21 protein-coding genes are annotated in these 19,446 nt (G+C 51.9%); 14 read left to right on the forward strand and 7 right to left on the reverse strand.

All coding sequences use genetic code 11. The features are described 5' to 3' along the window. Positions 1 to 72: 72 nt before the first annotated feature. The 12 genes from ABDK06_RS03120 (at position 73) to ABDK06_RS03175 (ending at position 10,361) form a co-directional block, all read left to right on the forward strand. Complete coding sequence (locus ABDK06_RS03120; RefSeq protein ID WP_394938809.1) at positions 73 to 333, forward strand: hypothetical protein; 261 nt, start codon at positions 73 to 75, stop codon at positions 331 to 333. Between the two features lie 34 nt (positions 334 to 367). Next, a complete protein-coding gene (locus tag ABDK06_RS03125) occupies positions 368 to 1,768 on the forward strand; it encodes a hypothetical protein (protein ID WP_394938811.1) in 1,401 nt (466 codons plus the stop codon). Positions 1,769 to 1,963: 195 nt separating this feature from the next. Further along, positions 1,964 to 3,097, forward strand: a complete 1,134-nt coding sequence (locus tag ABDK06_RS03130) for a phage portal protein (RefSeq protein WP_394938813.1) — start codon at positions 1,964 to 1,966, stop codon at positions 3,095 to 3,097. Then, the gene (locus tag ABDK06_RS03135; RefSeq protein ID WP_394938815.1) at positions 3,094 to 4,527 is read left to right on the forward strand and encodes an HK97 family phage prohead protease; all 1,434 of its coding nucleotides are present in this window, start codon (positions 3,094 to 3,096) and stop codon (positions 4,525 to 4,527) included. Before ABDK06_RS03130 ends, ABDK06_RS03135 begins: the two co-directional genes overlap by 4 nt. 2 nt (positions 4,528 to 4,529) lie before the next feature. Beyond that, the gene (locus ABDK06_RS03140; RefSeq protein ID WP_394938817.1) at positions 4,530 to 4,844 is read left to right on the forward strand and encodes a hypothetical protein; all 315 of its coding nucleotides are present in this window, start codon (positions 4,530 to 4,532) and stop codon (positions 4,842 to 4,844) included. Then, positions 4,841 to 5,182, forward strand: a complete 342-nt coding sequence (locus ABDK06_RS03145) for a hypothetical protein (RefSeq protein ID WP_394938819.1) — start codon at positions 4,841 to 4,843, stop codon at positions 5,180 to 5,182. The genes ABDK06_RS03140 and ABDK06_RS03145 overlap by 4 nt, the downstream gene beginning before the upstream one ends. Before the next feature lie 5 nt (positions 5,183 to 5,187). Continuing rightward, on the forward strand, positions 5,188 to 5,613 hold the full coding sequence (locus tag ABDK06_RS03150; RefSeq protein ID WP_394938821.1) for a hypothetical protein: 426 nt from the start codon (positions 5,188 to 5,190) through the stop codon (positions 5,611 to 5,613). After that, positions 5,614 to 6,024, forward strand: a complete 411-nt coding sequence (locus ABDK06_RS03155) for a hypothetical protein (RefSeq protein ID WP_394938823.1) — start codon at positions 5,614 to 5,616, stop codon at positions 6,022 to 6,024. It abuts the gene before it with no gap. Positions 6,025 to 6,047: 23 nt separating this feature from the next. Continuing rightward, positions 6,048 to 6,335, forward strand: a complete 288-nt coding sequence (locus ABDK06_RS03160) for a hypothetical protein (protein WP_394938825.1) — start codon at positions 6,048 to 6,050, stop codon at positions 6,333 to 6,335. A 170-nt stretch (positions 6,336 to 6,505) separates the two neighbouring features. Next, positions 6,506 to 8,506, forward strand: a complete 2,001-nt coding sequence (locus tag ABDK06_RS03165; RefSeq protein WP_394938827.1) for a phage tail protein — start codon at positions 6,506 to 6,508, stop codon at positions 8,504 to 8,506. Further along, positions 8,506 to 9,882, forward strand: a complete 1,377-nt coding sequence (locus ABDK06_RS03170; protein WP_394938829.1) for a hypothetical protein — start codon at positions 8,506 to 8,508, stop codon at positions 9,880 to 9,882. Before ABDK06_RS03165 ends, ABDK06_RS03170 begins: the two co-directional genes overlap by 1 nt. Before the next feature lie 8 nt (positions 9,883 to 9,890). After that, positions 9,891 to 10,361 carry a hypothetical protein gene (locus tag ABDK06_RS03175; protein ID WP_394938831.1) on the forward strand — a complete coding sequence of 157 codons (471 nt, stop codon included), beginning with the start codon at positions 9,891 to 9,893 and terminating at the stop codon, positions 10,359 to 10,361. Positions 10,362 to 10,444: 83 nt separating this feature from the next. On the opposite strand, the gene ABDK06_RS03180 is transcribed toward ABDK06_RS03175, so the two are convergent. Both ABDK06_RS03180 and ABDK06_RS03185 read right to left on the reverse strand, forming a co-directional pair. Continuing rightward, the gene (locus ABDK06_RS03180; protein ID WP_394938833.1) at positions 10,445 to 10,684 is read right to left on the reverse strand and encodes a hypothetical protein; all 240 of its coding nucleotides are present in this window, start codon (positions 10,682 to 10,684) and stop codon (positions 10,445 to 10,447) included. Positions 10,685 to 10,726: 42 nt separating this feature from the next. Then, positions 10,727 to 11,629, reverse strand: coding sequence for a hypothetical protein (locus ABDK06_RS03185; protein WP_394938835.1), 903 nt, complete (start codon positions 11,627 to 11,629; stop codon positions 10,727 to 10,729). 818 nt (positions 11,630 to 12,447) lie between these two features. On the opposite strand from ABDK06_RS03185, the gene ABDK06_RS03190 reads away from it, so the two are divergent. Continuing rightward, positions 12,448 to 12,930: a hypothetical protein gene (locus ABDK06_RS03190; protein ID WP_394938837.1), complete on the forward strand. Its 483-nt coding sequence runs from the start codon at positions 12,448 to 12,450 to the stop codon at positions 12,928 to 12,930. After that, positions 12,911 to 13,369, forward strand: a complete 459-nt coding sequence (locus tag ABDK06_RS03195; protein ID WP_394938839.1) for a hypothetical protein — start codon at positions 12,911 to 12,913, stop codon at positions 13,367 to 13,369. Before ABDK06_RS03190 ends, ABDK06_RS03195 begins: the two co-directional genes overlap by 20 nt. A 167-nt stretch (positions 13,370 to 13,536) precedes the next feature. On the opposite strand, the gene ABDK06_RS03200 is transcribed toward ABDK06_RS03195, so the two are convergent. From ABDK06_RS03200 to rfbB, 5 genes are all read right to left on the reverse strand, one after another. Next, positions 13,537 to 14,478 (reverse strand): type II secretion system F family protein, encoded by a 942-nt coding sequence (locus ABDK06_RS03200; protein ID WP_394938841.1) that lies wholly within the window; start codon positions 14,476 to 14,478, stop codon positions 13,537 to 13,539. Next, positions 14,475 to 15,329 carry a type II secretion system F family protein gene (locus ABDK06_RS03205; RefSeq protein WP_394938843.1) on the reverse strand — a complete coding sequence of 285 codons (855 nt, stop codon included), beginning with the start codon at positions 15,327 to 15,329 and terminating at the stop codon, positions 14,475 to 14,477. Before ABDK06_RS03205 ends, ABDK06_RS03200 begins: the two co-directional genes overlap by 4 nt. Next, positions 15,329 to 16,570: a CpaF family protein gene (locus tag ABDK06_RS03210; protein ID WP_394940786.1), complete on the reverse strand. Its 1,242-nt coding sequence runs from the start codon at positions 16,568 to 16,570 to the stop codon at positions 15,329 to 15,331. Before ABDK06_RS03210 ends, ABDK06_RS03205 begins: the two co-directional genes overlap by 1 nt. A 297-nt stretch (positions 16,571 to 16,867) precedes the next feature. Further along, positions 16,868 to 18,280, reverse strand: a complete 1,413-nt coding sequence (locus tag ABDK06_RS03215; protein ID WP_394938846.1) for a sugar nucleotide-binding protein — start codon at positions 18,278 to 18,280, stop codon at positions 16,868 to 16,870. Next, positions 18,280 to 19,278, reverse strand: a complete 999-nt coding sequence (gene rfbB, locus ABDK06_RS03220) for a dTDP-glucose 4,6-dehydratase (protein ID WP_394938848.1) — start codon at positions 19,276 to 19,278, stop codon at positions 18,280 to 18,282. The genes ABDK06_RS03215 and rfbB overlap by 1 nt, the downstream gene beginning before the upstream one ends. Between the last annotated feature and the right edge of the window lie 168 nt (positions 19,279 to 19,446).

The following is a 19,446-nucleotide window of genomic DNA, read 5'->3' on the forward strand; positions in this document are numbered from 1 at the left end:
TTCTTCCTTTCGTCATAGGTGCGAAATTGTACGTTAAAATAGAGGTAAACATATCTATTATTTAGGCTAACTATGGCAGATAAATCCAAACTCGAATTAGAAACAACTCGAACAATCAAATTCCTCACTGATGAGGGCTTATTGACAGATGAGCACGCAGGTAAGGTTGCCCTGCTTGAGTATTTGGTTGAGCAGCTTCCTAAAGCTACGAATCTATCTCAAAGCGCTAACGTCGCTGTCCAGATTCGAGCGGTCTTCGACAGCCTGCCTAAAGTTCCTGAGAAGCCTGCCGACGAGTTACAAGATTTTGTAGATTCACTCAGTGATAACTAGTCCCACCGAGGACACGCATGAAGCCTGGCTTGCCATGCTGGGTACCGCAGTACCTAAGTTCTCCTCCCGAATCACAGCAGGGGCACGCTCTGACCTGCCCGCCGTCGAAAAAGTTGCCCGAGTCTTGGGCGTCGAGCTGCTCCCCTGGCAGAGATTCTGGGTCCGATTAATTACTGAGAGAACAGCCCTAGGCACCTATCGTTTCAAAACGATCATCCTCACCATCTCCCGCCAGACGGGTAAAACCTTCCTTCTCAAACTACTGCTGCTTGCTCGGTCTTTGCAGCAGAAGAAGGCGCAAAGCGTTTACACCTGCCAGACCTACAAGGATTCTTGGAGAGTAATCGTTGCTGAGCTGGGCACTGATTTTGAACGTTCCGCCCTAGGTGGTTATGGCGAATCCCGTAAATCTCATATGGACCCTGGGTTGAAGCTCCGCAATAATTCACGAGTTAGACCTATCCCGCCCGATCCAAATGCACACGGTCTATCCCTCTCCGGTCTAGTGGTGCTTGACGAGGTTTTTGATTACACCGAGGAGCAGGCTAACGGTCTTCTCGGTAACCTAACACCGGCAATGTCCAACTACGCTGACACAGCGCAGCTGGTTATCTGCTCAACGAAGGGCACAGCCGAGTCACACTTTCTTAACAAGCAGCTGAAGCGTGGTCAGGATTCACTTGAAGAGCCAGACTCTTCAGTCTGCTTCACAGAATGGAGCATGGCGGATTCTCTCAGCATTGATGACAGAGCTTCCTGGGATTTCCATCCCGGATTAGCCTCTGGTCGTATCAGTTATGACACCATCCTTGCCGCTAGAGAGCAGCTAACCGAGGGCGAATTTACACGCGCCTTCGCCAATGTCGTCACTTTAACTAAGGATGAGCTACTACCTCTGCGTCATTTTAAGGACAGCTCGTCCCAGAGTTCTCCTGCCCGCCGTCGTGATGTGGTGCTGGCTTACGAGATTCGATCTGACCGGGAAAGGAGCGCCCTAGTAGCTGCCTGGAGAACTGAAGACGACAAGTTCGCAGTCAAGATTATCAAATCCGGTCAGGGCGCTGAATGGCTCACTCCCCTACTTCAGTCCGATGCGACTAAGCGAATCAAGACACTTGCTTCCGATCCCACACCGCAGAATCTAACGGTCAACGATGAGCTGACGCACAAGGGTAAGAAGACTTATTTGCTGAGTACGAAGCAGTACGGTACTGCCTCTATAGCGTTCAAGAGCCTTTATCAGCAGGACCGAATCGTCTTCGACGGTGACCTAGCTATGCAGCGAGCTATCTCCACTGCTAAGACATCGAAGCTTGGCGATTCGTGGAAGCTCTCACATGAGTCCGAGCCAGAAGTAATTGCCGCAGCAGTCGCAATTAAAGCACTTCAAGAAGCTCCAGCAAGTGGTTATCAGAGCATTTACGATAAAAATTAGTAATGCACACCCTATAAAAACAAATGATATAATTAAAATTGCTTCTTCTGGTGAAATTCGTTTCATTGCAATTTCCTTTCAGAGGTGCCCGGTGGTGATTCTTTCCCTCCTGATCTCTATCCTGCCGGGCACCTTTTCCAAAAGAAGTAAAGACGAAATGACAAATCATATAAGCGTATTTGTCATGGAGTCATATTGGGTATTTTCGCCAAGCGTCAGAAGGCAGTTGAGCACAAGTCTGCTCCAGCCTATTCCAGCCCTTGGCAGTCCCCTCTTGAAGAGCTAATAGTTTCAAATCTACTTGGATTTAGCTCCGATGATGCTCCCCTCACTCGCGCTGAGGCTATCCAGCTAGACGCCGTTAACCGTGGCGTACAGGTCATCAAATCCACAATCACAGCCCTACCCCTACAAGCTCTTGACGTAGCCGGGCATCCGCTAGTCACGCAACCTTCTTTGCTCAGACAGCTCTCTCAGGGCTACTCAAATTTCCAGACCATCGGCTACATTGTCGATTCGCTCATCTTCTACGGCTACTGCTTTTTGCGTGTAGATTCCCGTGATTTCACCGGTTATCCCACATTTATTACCTGGATTCCAAGAAACGAAGAAACCACCAAAGATGGTTGGTTAACGCACGCATTCGGGCAACCCGTAGCACCTCATGACGTGATCTTCATCGATGGTCTGACTCAGGGAATCCTCACCGAAGGACGACAAGTTCTGAACCGGGCACGCAATCTTGAGAAGGTCATAGCCGAGTTCAGCTCCAACCCAACACCTCACACCATTCTGAAAAATATTTCCGGAAATGAACTTGACAAGGAAGAAATTCTACAAGTCCTCTCTGACTATCGCCAAGCTCGTCGCCAAGACGGAATCACCTATCTAAACAGCAATTTTGAGATTGATTTTCCTGGTCGAGACACTGACGCCCTGCTCATTGCGGGCAAGAACCAAATGGCTGTGTCCATTGCTCGTTTGCTGAATCTTTCAGCTCACCTGGTCGATGCAACGCTCACCGGTCAGTCCCTTAATTATCAGAATGCCGCTAGCCGTAATTCTGACCAGATAGGCGCAGTTCAGCCCTTCATGAACGCGATTACAAGCGCCCTTTCCCTGTATCTGCCTAACGGTCAGACCGTTTCCTTCAACACGGCCGACCTATTGAAGCCCGACCAAGCTACCCGCTTCAGCAACTACGAAACAGCGTTGCGTGCGGGCTTCATGACCACAAATGAAATCCGAGTTCTCGAAGGTCTCCCTGAGCTTCAAGAGCCGCTTACCCCTGCCCAAAACCCTCCCGCTGCCGAGGAGGTAGCCAAATGAACACCTATAACTTTTCTTTCGATCCACAGACCGTCGAGTTCTCTGAGGAAGATCGTACGATCTCTGGTCTGATACTGCCTTTTGGCGAGACTGGTTACGGCTCAGCTGGTGCCGCTGAGTTTTCAGCCGGCTCAATAACCCTTCCCGCTGATGCAGCGAGCATCAAGCTCAATATCGAGCACGATGCTCACCGCCCAGTAGGCACCTGCACATCACTAGAAGAGCGCGCCGAAGGACTGTTTGCTTCCTTCCGCATTGCAAAAACTTCAGCAGGCACCGACTTGCTGCAAGAAATCCAAGAAGGGCTCAGAAAGTCCTTCTCCGTCGAGGTCAAAGACCCGATTGTTCAACTCGGCAAAATCTCTGCCGCAGTTCTTACCGGTTGTGCCGCCGTGGTTCAGCCTGCATTTAAATCAGCTGCAATCTTCTCACTCGATGAAGATGCAGCACCTAACGAAAGTATCCAAATGGAAAACGAAACAACTCCAGCAGAGACAACTGAGGTTGTTTCTGCTCCCGTACAAGCTCCCGCAGCTTCATTCTCTGGTCCTATAGACCAAGCACCAGCGGTATTCACTGCACTAAAAAATGGTGACGTACAAGGCGCGAACTTCGCGTTAGCACAAATTGACATTACTACCCCTGGTGCAGCCGTCCTAGGTAAACAAGAAGTCGGTGAAATCTGGTCATCTAAAAAAGTTGTGTCCCGCCCGATCACTGACTCTGTAGAAAACAAAGAATTAACAAGCTTACTTGTTACTGGTACACGCAAAGAGCGTCAAATGAGCGTAGCTGACTGGGAGGGAAACGCAACAGAAATCCCTTCAGGCGGCACCTACACTAATTCACTTGTTTCTGCTGAGGCCAAGCTAATGGCTGGTGCAGTTCGCGTGCCAGGCGAATATTTGTGGTTCGGTTCCGATGATATTATCGGCGATCTCTACGAAAGCGCCGTAGAAGATTACCTAACTAAGTCTGAAACCAAAGTCTTCACCTCATTGTCCACTGAGGCAGTTGCTGCTACCGGTGCCTTCACCATTGTGAACGCGGTTGACAAAGCAGCCCAAACTCTACGCGGCATCAGCGCGAACCTGGATTTTGTCGTTGTATCCAGCGACATTTACACAACCTTGGTCAACGCGAAAACCGCTGACGTTCCGTTCTGGTTCAACCTTGGCGGAGCCACTGTAGACCTAGCGAACACCCGTGCTACAGCAGGTGTTAGCTTCCGTGTTGGTGACTACTTGCCAGCTAAAACAATGCTCGTTGGCGATAGAAAATCATTTACATTCTACGAGTCCAAAGACATTCGTCTGAACGCCGTTGCTGTCGCAAATGGCGCATACGATATCGCGCTCATCAAAGCCAACGCTCTGTTAGTGAACGATCCAAAAGCCGTTCTTAAATTCACTAACGTAGCCGGACTTTAAACATGTTGACGGCTGCTGATATACAGAACTGGTTTCAGATTAATCCGGAGAATGTTGACGCGCTTCCGGCGATTGCTGACGCCGTAAATACATATGTCGGCAGCCTACCCAACATCGATAAAGAGACCGACGGCACTTGGAAGGGCACAACAAAACTAGGTGCGCTTTTGATTGCTGGAAAGCTTTACGCCCGCAAGTCTCAGCCTAGCGGCGTCAACAATTTTGGCGAAACAGGACCTACATATATTCCTCGCTGGGATCAACAAGTAGACATGCTTCTGCATCTCGGAGACTACCGTAAGCCTGTGATCGTATGATCGCCCAGGCTATGGAAGAAGTCGTTTCTCTTTTTAAAGATAACGGAATCCACGCAGTATCCGATCCGTCAAAAGTCGATACCCCTTGTGCTCTGATTCTTCCCGCGAGTTATGCATTTGATCGTCTAGGTGCTGACGCAACAGGTTTGACCTGCGACGTGTATTTAATAGTTGCTCATAAAAGCACTGATGAAGCGCTAAAAGCGTTAGATGCACTCTTTGAAAAGCTTATCGCTTTTAACGACATCCGCTCGGTCGAAGCCATAACCCTTCCCCTCACTCAAGGACATTACCCTGCCCTGAAAACTTCCCTATATTTCACAGTAACGAAAGATTAAAAACCATGACTATAAAAAAAGTCACAATGCTTGGAACCTTAAATATCGGTCCTAGCGGCAGCTACCAGAACTGGTCCTCACAAGTACGCTCATGCCAAGTAGAGACCGAGACCAATACCGGCGAGAAAATCCACGTCCTTAGCGGCGAGCAAATTGTCGGTGGAACATCGTACGATTCGAAACTAACCGGCACTCTGTTACAAGATTTCGGACAGCCTAATTCAATCGTTGAATACAGCTACACCGCAGCAGGTACAACAGTAAATTTCGAGTTCGTGCCTAGCACCAGTAACGGTAAAAAAATTACCGGGCAGCTTGTTATGCAACCGGTCGCCCAAATCGGCGGCGACGTTGAAGACAACAACACCCCGGTAGAAACCGACTTCGAGTTCACCATTCTAGGCACTCCAACCTTTGCACCAATCGCCTAAATGGTCGCCAATATTGGAATAAAGGTCGAAGGGGCGAGAGAGCTTCGAGCCTCTTTGAAGGAGGCTGCCGGTGATCTTGAAGACCTGAAAGCTCTTCACAAAAAGATTGCCGCTGAGGCTCTCCCCTTCGCTCTTTTCTCCACACCAAACGAAACCGGTGCACTTGTTTCTACTGGTCGATCCTCAGGCACAGCAACAGCCGCCTACATCCGATTCGGCAACCTGCGAACACCTTATGCCGGGGCAATCCACTGGGGCACACCAGCCGGATTCCACAGCCGTATCGGCAAGCTCTGGGATGTAAAACCACAACCTTGGCTCGTCAACGCAGTGCACGACTCAGAGCCATTTTGGGCACCGCAATATTTCGAGGGAATCAACAAGATTCTCAAAATAATACACGGAAAATAGCCAACACTAACGAAAGAAAAATAATGCCAGTCAACACTTTTCCCACTTTTGAACTTCTTCTAATAGACGGCAAAGAACTATCGATCAAACCAATTTTCGCGGACATGATCAGGGCTGAACATCTAGCCCGTAAAACAGGACTCGCAGCGATCACCAATGATTCCATCGAAGGATCAGCAGTCTTAATTTATTGTGCATTGATTCGGACCGGTGGAATCCCAACAAACACTGATTTCACCAAGTTCTGCGACTCCATCGAAGCTCTTAGCTCAGATGCTCCAAAAGAAACAGACGATGAAATTTCCGCGTAATTCATACACATACCAGCTCTGCGCTCTATCCCTACGTATGAATACACCAGTATCAATCCTCCTCCAGGAGGATGACGAGATTATCGAATGCTACTTCCAAATCATCCAAGAGGAATACGAAGAGAACCAAAAGCAACTCAAAAAACGTAAGTAAGAAAGAAAGAAAAATCATGTCAGCAAAAAGTTCAATTTTATCAGTCAAAATCGTTGGCGATAATCGTGATCTTCGACGTGCCCTTAAAAATTCTTCTGACGCGATTGCCAGTTTCTCACGCTCAGCTAGAGCATTCACAAAATTCACCGCAGCATCAGCAGGTTTACTAGTAGCCGCTAAAAATGCGACTACTTTGGCAGGTTCCCTAACCCAACTGGCAGGGCTAGGGGTGGCGATCCCGGCTCTCTTTACAAGCATGGCGATTGCTGGCGGTGTTCTGTTTGCAGCCCTCAAGGACGCAAAGACCGTGTTGGCGTCATTGGCACCAGCTTTCCAGGACGTACAAAAGTCAATCTCAGCGAACTTTTGGGCGCAAGCAGCCACCCCGATCAAATCAATGGTCGGCGATCTGCTCCCCCGTCTCCGTGGCGGACTGAACAACGTTGCCACCTCGCTAGGTTCAGTTTTTGGTCAGCTCGCTACGAGCATCAAAAACGTTGCAGCTTCCTCAAATATTGGTGTGATGTTCTCCCGCCTTGCGCAAGGAATTGACCTAGCCAAAGGTGCAGTTCAACCCCTTGTTGCCTCCTTCGTGACCCTTGGTGAAGTCGGCTCCACAGTTCTACCAAGGTTAGGTAGCTGGGTCGCCAACGTTGCTACTAGCTTCAACGGCTTTATCCAGTACGCCGCCAAATCAGGCGAGCTAACCCAATGGCTTGAGGGTGGTATTACCGCACTCAAGAACCTAGGGTCAATAATTGTCAGCGTCGGCAGTTCTTTGAAAGGCATTTACGACGCGGCGAACGCTGTAGGCGGGTTGACTCTTGGCGGATTCGCCAACGGATTGAAAACGATTGCCGACCTCATCAATCTTCCAGCTTTTCAGGGCTTCCTAACAACCCTCTTTCAGGGTGCATCGGATGCCTTCGCCGGTCTCAGCCAAGCACTTGGACCCGTTGCTCAGGCACTCCAGACTCTTGCACCACCCTTCGCCCAGATCATGCGAATTGCAGGCGAGCTAGCCGGAGCAGTTCTAACCACGCTTAGCAACGTCATTGTAAAAAACAAGGGTGCCTTTGGGGGGCTAGTCGGCGTTGTACAAACCGCAGCTAACATTCTGACGCCATTCCTGAGCTTTATTTCAGATAATGCTCAAGCCTTCACAGCCCTAGCAGTAACTATCGGTGTAGTCGTCGGAGCAATCAAGCTTTGGGCAGTGGCACAGGCAATCTTGAACATTGCTCTAGCAGCGAACCCAATTGGTTTGATCATTACCCTGGTAGCCGGACTTGTCGCCGGGATCGTCTACTTGGCGACGCAGACAACTTTTTTTCAGGACGCCTGGAAAGCTATGACCGATTTCATCGGCTCGGCTATCCAAGCCTCCGCTGTCGTGATCCTGGCAGTCTTCAAAGCGATCTCGGATAGCTGGAATAGTACTATCGCTGTTATCCAGGCAGCTTGGTCAGCTGTCTGGAATTTCGTGGTTAGCATCGTCCGCAACTATATCGCCACGGTCGTAGCCGTGATCCGAACAATAATTGCGGTTTGGACCGTCATTACCACCGCAATGTCAACCGTCTGGAACGCCGCCTGGAACGCGATATCTAGCTTCGTCGGCGCAATCATTGACGGTATAAAAGGCTTCTTTAACGGATTAATTGATGCAGCCCGAAACACGGCAGCTTGGATCAAATCCATCTTCGACGGCATCGGAGATGCTGTTGGAGCTGTCGGAAATTTCCTCTCCGGACACGGCGGTGCGAGTTTCGGTGTAACCGCGACAATGCAGCACGCCCTTGCTGGTCCTGCGGGAGTCGGTGGCTCCGGCTTCCTATTAACACCTTCACTAACAGTGGGCAGCTCAGCAGCTCCAACCATTGTCTCTAACAACTACAGCATCACTATCGAGGCTAATAATGCTTACGACCCGCAAGCTGTAGGCAAAGCCGTGATAGAGGCACAGAAAACCTACTTCCGCTCTATCGGTGCTAACCCTGCCGGGGGTGGTTTCTAATGGTTCTTCATCCAAAACCGTACTTCCTGATTAATGGCAACGAGATTCCCGCATCCCTCGCGGCCGACAACGGAACCGTCCTCGCTCTGCGCGACTTCGGTATCGACTGGGGTGCTGACAAGCCCCTTGATTCACCCTCACCATCCCGAGCCAACATCCGATTGCTCGACCCAACAGGTAGTTGGACGACCGAGCGAGATCTACCCGGCGCTCAGCTAGAGATCGGCATTCGCTGGGAAACCGGAAACCGTATTATCTGGCGAGGGAACATCACGAACGTCACCATGACGCCTCGCAATATTGGCACTGAGGCAGCCAACCAGCAAGGTTACTTCGTGACAATCTCAGCCCTGGATCGTCTCGGCTCACTCGGCAACTATTTCACGTCAGCGGCTATCGCCTATGAGACCTCAGATGCCCGAGCCGTGCGTATTCGGGGTATGATTCCCGCCGGTTATCTGAGCTTTGACACAACTGCGTTAGGTAGTTCCACAAGAGTAAAACCAGTTTCAGCCAACACATCCGTGCTGGACATGATTACGCAGATGTATGAGTCCGTACCCCGCAGAATCTATTTCGACGCTAAGGACAATTCACTCCGAGACTTCGATATCCCCACAGCCAAATACACCGTCGGGATAGCCCTCTGGAAAAGCCCAGCGGACGGAAAAGTAAAAGCGATTCGTCCCTCTACGATCAACGTCATTAACACTTGGCAGTACTCCGAAGCCGCAGATTATGAGTCATCCGGTGTGCTGAGTCGCTCCCAGGACGACGCTGTAACACAGGTGCAAGCAAGTTCCTGGTCTAGCTTTTCTAACGATCCGCAAGTCTATGTTGCTCCGGTAAATATGCCTGGTTCGGCGAATATTGGCTCACGTACCTACGCCTCTTCGTCTGTGCTTGAGCTGAATCAGGAAGCTCTAGGTAACACCTATCGAAAGGCTCTTGAAGCTCAGGGTGATAACTGGATTCTAGAGAATGCCACTTGGCATGTGCAGGACGGCGCTTTTCTTAATGAGCGTCATATGCTCGCTCATCTAAAGCCCGTCGGTGGGTATTGGGACACTTATCTAGCTGGATCGATTCACGGCAATCTCAGCCGCTACATACCCCTATATGAGCGCATTGGCGGGACTATCGGCTACTCGGAAACCGGCTGGGATTTACAAGAGAACTTCTCGCGCATGGGTATTGATTGGGGTGCGCTCCTACCGAAGGTACGAACCTGGGACACCTTGGTCGATACCTCTAACAGTAATACGCCGCCGACCTTCGCAGACTTCGACCCATCGGTTCGCTGCACAGACCTTAATTTCGTCACCCAACCCTACAAAAACACCTGGAGCTACGACACAGAAGACCCAGGATTTTAGGAATTATCATGCCCGCTAACACACCGTACTACCAGTTCCCCTACATTGAACCATCAGATCAAATAACCACGATCCCGGCGACATCCAAAGCGCAAGCTCAGCGCTATGAGCAAGCTCTGAAGGATGCCAATGTCCCACCGGGTAACCCTGATGTGACTGCGATCCTCACTCGCCTGAACAATCTGGAGACGATCCGCGACCGCACCCCACGACGCGAGGCAGCCGGGTCCGGCACAATTACCGTGTCTGGAACTAACGGATCGATAAACGTGACTTTCCCTCCAGGACGATTCACTGTGCCACCGATAGTAATGGTCACCAGGCAGACCGGCACCAATGCGAACCACGGCGTATACGCCGAAGCGGTCACCAAAGACGGATGCAAAATCACCATGTATTACGGTCCTGGTGGCGGCACAGGCACTACTCAAGTCGCCTGGCACGCAATCCAATTCACCGACACCACCGCTAACGGATAAAAATAGTCCCCGACACCGTAAGATGCCGGGGGACTATTTTACTAACTTAGATTTATTACTGTATATATCTAATTCTACAGGCTCTAGATTCTGTGAGACTCACGATACTCGTGAAGAACGTTATCTGACACACTATTTGTCAAATTAGCTTCTTGTTTGGCCATCGCTGACTTTTTGAATATTTGATACTCATTGATAACGAGAGGAACAAGAAGAAACGCCGAATAAAGGATTCGCCCCCATAGAGGGGTTGCATCCATAATATTGATAGAAACGACTCCGGCGATGAAAATCGCGCCGTAAATATAGCGGATACTTTTCATGATTGACCCTTTCGTTAGCTCTAGCGTACCAAACTAGCCAAATTACTGGCAGTCCGGCATTGGTTGAACGGTAACGCCTGCTCCCCAAGGGTTGTAGATTGGGAATCCGTAGCAAGTGTACGGGCTGTAGTGACTCTGCTTGGACCATAGATTGCCAATGGCCTGCATGACGTCCTTTGCTCCGCCAGCACCGATCAGACCACAGACGATGGAAAAGATTTTCCCAGGTATTCCGCCGACCATCGAAAGAACACAGCCTCCACCGACACTAGAAGCCATGATCGTACCAACGACTCGCCCTACTGCCTCAGCCTGGTATCCCCACATAGCAACTATGGGATAAGGAATCCATTGGATGCTGGGATCTGCAACAATTGGGAATGTCGCGTGGGTTGTATCAACGTGCTGACTGATGAGGTCGCCTGAAACCGTGTAAGAGGTGGAAAGCTTCTTACCGGTGGCGTCCAATGCCCAAGGCGCTTTAACGAACGGCATGGAAACTGGCCCGTTTACTAACTTAATTGATCCATCAGCATTGATTGAGGGTTTAAATCCATTCGGGATGCTGATTTTAAAGTCGGCTTTAGAGGTTCCGCTGTGAAGGACCGTGATCAAACTCTGGGCGTCGCTGCCTTTAGCAATAACAGAATTTTGCTTATCTACAGCCGCGATTCCGGCCAAAGGAACATCCTCAGGGCGCTTCGAAAGGCTTTTAAGCGTCAAAGCTCCAACGATTGTCTGCTGATTGGAGGTAACTGCGTTCTTCGGCAAAACTTCGGGAGACTTCTGAGTAACTTTGTTTACGATAGTAAGCGCGCTTTCAGGAGTCGACTTATCAGGGATTGAAGAAGCTTGTGCTACTCCGACTCCACTTAACGCAACAGATGCTATGACTGTAGTCATACCAATCGCCAGCACCTTGCCTACAAATTTTGCTACCTTCATGACAACCTTTCAATTAATACGCAGTGTGGATTAACTGCTTTTCAAGACTCTCAGTGAAAGCTGGACGTTTGCTGGTAATTCGGTAACGAAACAATTACGGATACTGTGAAATTCGACTTGCGAAGCAACTCGGAATCAGACACCCAGACACCCAATCGCTGAAAGTTTTTAGTTTAAATAAAATAAAATTGCTGATTCTTGCACAAATCACGCAAAGGGCATCGCGACACGCCGGTAGACTCGAATATTTTTGTATCCGATACATGCGTTCAACATGCTAAAAACCCCGAGATTCCGGGAAACTTGAAGTGGACTAAGGTAGCCGACAAGAGGTCAAAATAACAAAGGTGTAGTTACTACTTCTCCAATGCCATCGACGACCGATAAAATCATCCTGTAAGCACGAAAGCCCCAGCACGAAGGTCGCGTTGGGCGCGTTACGTACTGGGGTTTCAGCATCTGCCAAGATAATGAAAACCTACACCGACGAAAGTTGGTTGACAAGCACCGAGCTTGTTCTGCCTTCTGTGTCGCTGCGTAACCGCGTGCGTACAGAAAGGTGAATAATCATGGTTCACAACTATAAGCCGGGCGAGGAAACTCCTTATTCGGGACAGTATGAGATCATCGGTCCGCGTGGCGGAAGGACCGGCGAGGAACGCACTGGAATTCAGGGCAACCCTCTCCCCCCGACCCCAAAACCGGGACAAACTTTTGTCCTAGTTGACCGAAGCCGAAACGGCGCAGGTCGTAATAAGTAAGTAGTAATCGTGCCCCCGTCAGCAATGGCGGGGGCACTCCTTTGTTTGGGAGTGACCTTGGACGCAGAGACATGGAGATTGCTCATCTCGGTAGGTATCACCGGCGTAGTCGGACTTGGTGCTGCCGGGATTGCCGCTTGGGTGGCTCGCAAAGGGGTAGCCGACGCTCGGTGGCACCAACGAGAGCAATGGCTTCTTGAACGGCGATACGAAGCATACATTGAAGCAGTAGAACGCCTCCTTAAAGCTGTAGCAAGTACTCGTGATTCCATAAGAGAAGAAATACTAAAAGCTGAGTTCAAAGATGCTGTTACCTATGACAGACTCCTTGGAACAAAGTTCAGACTTCTTGCTCCAAATGAAGTTAGTCAGTATGCAGATGAAGTCCTAAGGGGGCTGCAATTAGGTTGGATAGGACTTACTCCATCGGGTGAAGAGTCTCTTACCTTCCAACAACATGCGGAGATGTCGCTAATAAAAACTATCGACATCATCCGCAACGAACTAGCAGGTGTGAGGAGTGATCCAGAAAATGGATGAGTTACTAAAAAGTGGTCAGTGGTGGTGGCTACTTGTTGTGCCGATTCTTACGGGAGCCTTCGCTCTCGGTGGTTCTTGGTTGGGTGCGAAGCTTGGAAAGACCACAGAACATCAACAATGGATCAGGAACGAGAAGACCGAAGTTTACAGTCAACTCATGAGCATGGTTACTCAAATTAGTTTTCTCATTACTGGAATGAAATTTTCACTAAAATCTGCCGCGTTCGAACGTGACCCTCTTATGAAGAAGAGCGCGGCGAGATTTCGGCTTATTGCTCCTAAACACATCCAGAATCTTTATAGTGATCACCGTCATATCACGATGACTTGCCTAACCAAGCTCAGAGCTAAGGAAGAACTATCATCTTCTGAAATTGAGCTTTACACCAGCACACGGGACAAACTTGAAGATATGATGAGATTCGACTTAGGTATCTAAATATTCCTTGACAACCGGGCACGTCACCGCGCTCATTTCCATCGGATGAACGGGCTCGCTGCAGCAGGCTGGTCCAGTAGTTGCTCCCGGCGGACCAGATCAGCCGGAGCGATATTCCAGGGTTCGATGCGATCAGTCGTTTCATGCTGTGCCCTTTCCAGATCGGATTAGAAATTCACACTGAGCAGTTGCAGCCCCGGGAAGGCCGCGAAGATGACGGTCAGTGGCAAAATGCCGAAGACCAAGGGAACCATCATGGCGATCTCCTTCTTGCCTGCGGATTCAATGAGCTGGCGTTTGGCGTGTTCTTGAACATCTTGAGCCTGGGCTCTTAAGACCTCGGCCAGCGGGGTGCCGCGTTCGACGGCGACCGCCAGGCCGTCGGCGAACCTCGCCAAAGGGGCCAGCTGGCTGCGCTGAGAGAAATTCGTCAAAGCGTTCACGAGTGGGACCCCGCTGCGGCTCTGCGCCAGAATGCCTTCAAATTCCTGAGCGAGTTCGCCTCGGGAGATTCGGCAGACCCGTTCCAGAGCGGCAGCTACGCTTTCCCCGGCGGCTACGGACAAGGCCAGGAGCTCCGCCAACGCCGGGAACTCAGCCAGCAACCGGGCCTCGCGCTGCCTTATCCTGCGATTCAGCAGGGCATCACGCCCTAGAAATCCCAGGAATCCGGCGGCTACCACGAACACCACAGCGAACAGCGGACTATAGCTGCCGATCAGGGCAAAGCAGATCATGCAGAGCCCGGAAAGCAGCGCCGCAAGAATGGCCCAGGCAATCTGCTCCGCTCGAAAGTTGAGCACAGAACGGCTCTTTCCCGCACGCTCCAATCTGCGCTGAAGGGCTCTCCCGCTCACATCGGTCTTCCTCAACCATCCGGAGGAGAAGCGGATCAGATACCGCGCCAAGCTTTCCAAGGGCTCAAAGATCGCCGGCTTCTCGGCTCGGATCAGCAGTCTGGATCCTGTGGTCACGGCTCTCAGCTGAGGTTCGATCCGATCAGAGAATCTCGGACGCCGCATCCAGGGAATACCGAGCAGTACCAGCCAGAGCCCAGCTCCTAAACAGCTGCCAACAGCTATCGCCTGCCCCAACAGTTTGGCATTCATCGTAATATCCGCCGTTCTTCGGGCAATGCCCCGATTCTCAGCATCAATCGGTAGCAGATAGCCGAAACCACCAGTCCGGCGCCTAGCAGCATCCATCCGGTGCCTGAGTTATAGGCTTCTACCGTCTTGGGCTGAGTGGATAGCACCAAGAGCAGCAACCAAGGTGCCGCGACCGCCAGCCGGGCAGCATTGACCGTCCAGGATTGACGTGCTTCCAATTCGGCCCGCGTCTGCAAGCTCTCACGGAGGAATTGGCTCAAGGTGCCCAGCAACCTGCCGAGCTCCGAGCCGCCGACTTCCCGCGTCAACCGGAGCGCCTCGATCATTCGATCTGCCGAAGGATCGGCCAGCTGAGCCTTGAGCCGGTCCAGAGCGACGTCGAAGTGACTACCAGCCCGATAGTCGCTCGCAAATCTGCCGAATGACTCTCGCAACTCGGCTGGTCCCTTCTCCGCCAACTGAATCAAGGCTTCCGGGAGTCCGAGGCCTGCCCTGACCGCTGAGCGAAGGTGATCCAGCACATCCGGCCACAGCTGGCGTAATTTAGCTGATCGACGGCGCGCGCGGGTACGAAGAGCAGCGATCGGTAGCCAACTAGTCAAGACCGCCAGACAGCAGGCAATAGACCAGGATCCGCAGATCAGGGAGGTCGCGAAAAGGCAGAGCAGGCCAAGGATCAATGAACAGGCATACAGGCCCGAAACACTCAGATTCTCGATGCCGGCCCGGCGGAGCAGCTGTTCAGCAGCTTGGCTGCCCGGTAACTTCATTCCCCGCCAAGGCTCAGACCAGCAGGACCACCAGACCATGAAGAGTCCGATTCCGAGAGCCAGGCCTAAGATCGCTGCCATTAGTTCGCCGCCAAGAGCGAGTTGATCTGATACCCGGCCGCGGAGAACTTATCAGCCGCCGGAACTGATTTGCTCAATAGCTGAAACATTCCGTCCCGCATTCCGAAGATACGCGAGGTTTCGATGACGCCGTTCTCCACTCGGCGTCCTATTCCCATGATTTCACTCACCTGACGACGCCCGGTGGCAGATCGCTGACAATGCACCACGAGATCTATACACGAAGCCACCGTGGGTACCACGAACTCCGAGGAAATATTAGCGCCGGCTAAGAGAGGTAAAGTGCAGAGCTTAGTTATTGCGTCATGGGCGGAATTCGCGTGGATTGTGCACATCCCAGGCATACCGGAATTGAGGGCGATCAGCATATCCAGGCTTTCAGCCTCTCGGACTTCCCCTATGATCAGGCGATTAGGACGCATTCGCAGAGCTTCTTTGACCAATTTCCGCAGCGGAATTTCCCCTTGACCTTCCAGGTTCTCCTGGCGGCATTGCATGGCCACGACATCTCGGAGCGGCAATCTGAGCTCGAAGACTTCCTCGACCGTGACGACGCGTTCCCGGGGACCGATGCTGGCCGATAAGCAATTGAGCATCGTCGTCTTCCCGGCCTGAGTGCCGCCGGACACTAGGATATTCAAACCGGCAGTGACCGCAGCACCGAGAAAGCGAGCTGCTTGGACGCTCAGACTCCCCAACTCGACAAGATGCTCTAAGCGGCTGGCTCGCACCACGAATTTGCGAATATTGACCGCCCAGTGCTCTCTGGTGATTTCGGGAATCACCACGTGCAGCCGAGAACCGTCAGCCAGCGAAGCATCGACGAATGGGGTGCTGAGATCCAAACGTCGGCCAGAGGCCTTGAGCATTCTTTCAACAAGATTCCGCACCTGCTCTGTGGTGAGCTGAAGCGGAGTCAGCTCGGATTCACCTGCTCGGGCTATATAGATATCCCTCGGCGAATTGATCCAGATTTCCTCCACCTCCGGATCATCTAAATACGGCTGGAGCTGACCCAAGCCAGCAATCGTGTCAAAAAGAATCTGCTGAGCCTTTTCAACCGATCCCAGCCGGGGCACGGAACCTAATAGTGCTCGCTCATCATAATCACGAATGGCCGCACCGATGAGCGATCTGACTTCCGACGATTGTTTCGCTGGGTCAAGCCCGGCGCGTCTCACCAGTTCGCGAACCTCATCTTCAAGAATCTGAATTGCGCCCAATTGCAGGCCCTTCACTATTCAGGCAATCTTGCGCATAATCCTAAGTCTCTTATCGATAAAGGCCAAGAGGTTTTAAACATTGTGGATAATTAATCGAATTCACATCAATTTAACTCAGCAAACACCAGCCGCAGCGACCCGCAAAGTCAGCGACGTCCGATTGCTATGACACACTGGCGATGAACCTCGAGGATTGCGGCTGCGCCTCCAATCCTGCGCATTTGTCATGCAGGACCCGGCTATTTCACCGAGGGATCCAGCTCATCAGTGCAGGTGCTTGAATACCAGGTCTTGGTTCCAGAACCGCCCCGCTGATCAGTTCTGAAGATTTTTCAGGTAATCCGCGAGTGCTGCGCGCTGGTCTCTCGGTTCAAAACCTAAAGCTTTGATCTTGTCCAGCGAAAGTGTGCTGTTAATCGGCCGTGGCGCCAGCTGCTTACCCGCGGCGTATTCTTCGCTACTGATTCCTCGCACCTCAGTGCGGCTCTTCCCGAGCCCCTCGTAAACTGCGGCCGCAAGCTCGGCCCAGGAACTGGGGGGCCCGTCGTTACTGAGGTTATAAGTGCCGAAGGGCGCAGCTTCGCTGAGCAAGAAAGCAATTCCTCGTGCCAGCTCGTCCGTGAAACTGAGCCTGCCTATTTGATCATCGACGACGGCCGGTTGGATGCCTTGCCGGGCCAGATTCGCCATAGTGCGAACGAAGTTCTTTCCCTCTCCGACAACCCAGCTGGTGCGCACAATATAGTGCCGAGGAAGCACGGAGACCAGAGCATCCGCGGCAGCCTTGGTTTGACCATAGACGCCTAAGGGAGAAAAGGCTTCATCCTCATGGTGTTCTACAGCGGTGCCATCGAAAACATAGTCGCTGGAAACGTGCACCAGGGTGACATCGTGCTCCAAGGCGAATTTTGCCAGTGAGGCGACCGCTCCGGTGTTAATGGCCCAGGCGTCCGCCCTGCCTTCCTGATGCTCGGCAGCATCCACTGCGGTATAGGCAGCTGCATTGATGATCACCGAGTAGTCCTGCCACCGGCGCCCGGAGAAGCTCTGAGCGTCTCGGAGATCGAATTCAGCGCGCCCAGCAAACTCAACGCGGGAATCACTCGCATAAAAGGCTCTCAGCGCTTTGCCTAACTGGCCGTCCGCACCGAGCACCAGAATCTTCTTCTCTGCCATCGGCACCACATCGGACAACCTCGGGTGAGCCTCATCCTTCGCGGAAAGCTCGGCTTGCGAAAGCGGGATCGGCCATCTGATGCCCACGGTTTCATCCGCCAGATTGAGGAAGGTGTATTGAGCCTGGGCGGCCTCTGACCAGTGATCATTGACCAGATAGGCATAGGCGGTGCCGTCCTCGAGCGTCTGGAAGGCATTGCCAACTCCACGAGGCACAAAGACCGCCTGGCTGGGATCCAGTTCAGCGGTGAACACCGCTCCGAAAGAAGGGCCCTCGCGCAAATCAACCCAGGCTCCGAAGATCTTCCCGGCTGCCACTGAAACGTACTTATCCCAGGGTTCGGCGTGAATGCCTCGAGTGGTGCCAGCCTTCTCATTGAACGAGATGTTGTTTTGCACCGGGCCGAAGTCGGGCAGCCCCAGAGCCAGCATTTTTTCGCGCTGCCAGTTCTCTTTGAACCAGCCACGGTTGTCACCGTGGACGGGCAGATCAAAAAACAGCAGGCCCGGAATGGAAGTATGAGTGACGCCGAGCGGTTTTGAAAATTCCATTACTGTCCCTGCTCTTGGTACTTTGCTTCAGTTGCCGCCTTTTGCGGGCGCCACCACGCCTCGTTCTCCCGATACCACGCGATGGTGTCTGCGAGGCCGGCCTCGAAATTGGAAAATTGCGGAGACCATCCGAGTTCACGACGCAGTTTGCTGGAGTCGATCGCATATCGCAGATCGTGGCCAGGACGATCGATTACCTGATCAAAAGCATCTTCGACCAATCCGAACTGGCTCAGGATCAACTGCACTACTTCTTTATTGTTCTTCTCGCCATCAGCACCGATGAGATAGGTTTCGCCGATTTCCCCGCGATCGATAATGGCAAGCACCGCTGAGGAATGATCGTCGGCATGAATCCAGTCCCGCACATTTTCCCCATTGCCGTAAAGCTTCGGCCGGATACCGTCAATGACATTGCTGATCTGGCGAGGAATGAACTTCTCCACGTGCTGGTACGGGCCGTAGTTATTCGAGCAGTTGCTGATGGTCGCCTGCAAACCGAAAGAACGTGCCCATGCCCTGACCAGGAGATCCGAACCAGCCTTCGTCGATGAATATGGACTGGAGGGGTTATACGGAGTGTTCTCGGTGAACCGCTGCGGATCATCCAATTCCAAATCGCCGTACACCTCATCAGTCGAGATGTGATGAAAACGTTTTTGGTACTTCCGTGCAGCCTGGATCAGGGTATAGGTGCCAATGATATTGGTGTCCAAAAAAGGACGCGGGTCATGCAGGGAATTATCGTTATGCGATTCCGCGGCGTAATGCACCACGACGTCGTGTGCAGCTACCAGCCCATCAACCAGGGACTCATCGCAGATATCCCCTTTGACGAAGCTGAAGCGATCAGTGGGCAAACCATCTAGAGAAGCCAGATTGCCAGCATAGGTCAGATTATCCAGCACAGTGATCTTGGCATCCGTATGAGCCAAGGTGTACCGCACAAAATTGGAGCCGATGAAACCTGCACCACCGGTGACTAAAAGATTCTGCATGTTTACCACGCTACCCGGTGCACCCCTCCTTATGCACAAGATACCCAGTAGTCCAGCACTGTGTCTCAGACAAGATACTGTGACCATCGACTACAGTGAATATGACACTAAGGAACCACCTGCTGTCCTCTGATACCGCCCCTCTCAAAGCATATTCATTCGCGACGC

Origin of the sequence: Psychromicrobium ferritrahens (assembly GCF_043789415.1) — a bacterium.
Taxonomy (GTDB): Bacteria; Actinomycetota; Actinomycetes; order Actinomycetales; family Micrococcaceae; genus Renibacterium.